General features: G+C 33.3%; 3 protein-coding genes and 1 pseudogene. 2 read left to right on the forward strand and 2 right to left on the reverse strand.

Features of this window, described 5'->3' with window-relative positions; genetic code table 11:
• Nucleotides 1–291, reverse strand: a pseudogene (locus RCH18_RS16045) (IS1182 family transposase); the annotation flags it as partial.
• Nucleotides 288–680, reverse strand: a complete 393-nt coding sequence (locus RCH18_RS16050; RefSeq protein ID WP_326937784.1) for a transposase — start codon at nucleotides 678–680, stop codon at nucleotides 288–290. The pseudogene RCH18_RS16045 and the gene RCH18_RS16050, both read right to left, overlap by 4 nt.
• A gap of 170 nt (nucleotides 681–850) precedes the next feature.
• On the opposite strand from RCH18_RS16050, the gene RCH18_RS16055 reads away from it, so the two are divergent.
• On the forward strand, nucleotides 851–1081 hold the full coding sequence (locus tag RCH18_RS16055; protein ID WP_326937785.1) for a hypothetical protein: 231 nt from the start codon (nucleotides 851–853) through the stop codon (nucleotides 1079–1081).
• Nucleotides 1071–1418 (forward strand): type II toxin-antitoxin system PemK/MazF family toxin, encoded by a 348-nt coding sequence (locus RCH18_RS16060; RefSeq protein ID WP_326937786.1) that lies wholly within the window; start codon nucleotides 1071–1073, stop codon nucleotides 1416–1418. Before RCH18_RS16055 ends, RCH18_RS16060 begins: the two co-directional genes overlap by 11 nt.
• The last annotated feature ends 223 nt before the right edge of the window (nucleotides 1419–1641 follow it).

A 1641-nucleotide genomic window follows, 5' to 3' on the forward strand; every position in this document is an offset into this window, starting at 1 on the left:
ACTAATTTGCGTATCACCACTGGCCTTTAATTTTTCTTCCAGTAATTCATAGCGGATTTTGTTTTTCTTTAAACGCGCTATTTTTTCTTGGATTTCAGTAACGGTCACTGTGTTGTCTTTTACATCATTTGTTTCTAATTCTGTGAGATATTCTTGGGTTCGTTCTTCAATATAAGCCAAGTGTTTGTCAATTTTCTTTTGGTTAAAATTAGCTTTCTTACTGTTGTGCGCTCTACTTTTTGTACCGTCAATGGCAATGGTTTCACCAGCAACTAGGTCGGCATCTTTCAAAAAAGAAACAAAGAGTTTGAAGAGTTTTCTAAGCCCAGCTGGGTTCTGCTTTCTAATCCCGATCGATATCGGGAGGAAATGCTATGGTAATTCGGGCAGATATCTTCTAAGAGCCATTGTAATTCAATATTGCGGACGCACTCTTTTTCTAACTTTCTAGAACTTCTAAGTCCATTTAGGTACCCGTATAAATAGATTTTAAGAAACAGCTTAGTGTCAAAACTGGGACGACCTTCAGATTTTATAGTTTGTACTGTCAAACCAAGTGCTTCAAGTGAGATATGCTCTACAAAAGCATCGATAAATCGAATTGGATTATCCACATCGATTTTATCTTCTAAACTGCTTATTTGTAACTGTTCACGCGATGTTCCGGATATATGTTGCATCTTTAAATGTACAAATTTTCTCGCTAATATCCAAAATTAAATACTATATTTGATGCAAATAAAACGGTAGTTTTTTCACAGACTGACGTTGTGCGACATGCGAAAAAACATTACATAACACGATTAATATATACTAAAAAGATATACCTTTGTAATATTAAAATTTAATTATGAAAACTATATCATTAAAAATCGATGATTCCATATTTGTAGAAACAGAAAATATTCTTTCAGGAATTCGCATTCCAAGAAATAGGTATATTAACGAGGCAATCGAACATTATAATAAAGTCCAAAAACGACAAATTACAGAGAAAAAGCTAAAAACAGAATCTGCTCTACTGAAGAAAGAATCTATGAACATTTTAAAAGATTTCGAAAAACTTGATTATGCAGATTAACCAATTTGAAATATGGATTGCAGATTTAAATCCACAGATAGGAACTGAACCAGGAAAAACGAGACCTGTTTTAATTGTGCAAACAAATTTGTTGAATAAAATTCCTCATCCATCAACAGTCGTTTGTCCAATAACTACAAATGTCGAAAATGATTCTGATATTTTAAGAGTTCATCTGAAAAAAGGAATGGCTAATTTACATGAGAATTGTGATATTATGATCGATCAGATTAGAGCTATTGATAATAAAAGATTAATTAAGAAAGTCGGAATATTGCCCTCTGATTTAATTCAAAAAATAAAAGAAAACATTTCTATCATCATTGATTTGGAGTAAGCACGATCGCACAACACACGCTAAAATAAATTGCTGGTTTATCATACCCGGAACATTTAGTTTACCAAGAAACTCTATCTTAGCGGAAAGAACTCTGCTACCATTTCCGCAACTTCTTTTAGCGCGGGAACGTCAGGCTGTGAATTTACCCCACTTTTGCTCAAATTAACGCAATAACTCCTTTCCTATTCGCACAAAATTCGCTTGTAAGCGAGTTAGTTTT

The organism is Flavobacterium sp. PL11 (assembly GCF_035985025.1).
Taxonomy (GTDB): Bacteria; Bacteroidota; Bacteroidia; order Flavobacteriales; family Flavobacteriaceae; genus Flavobacterium.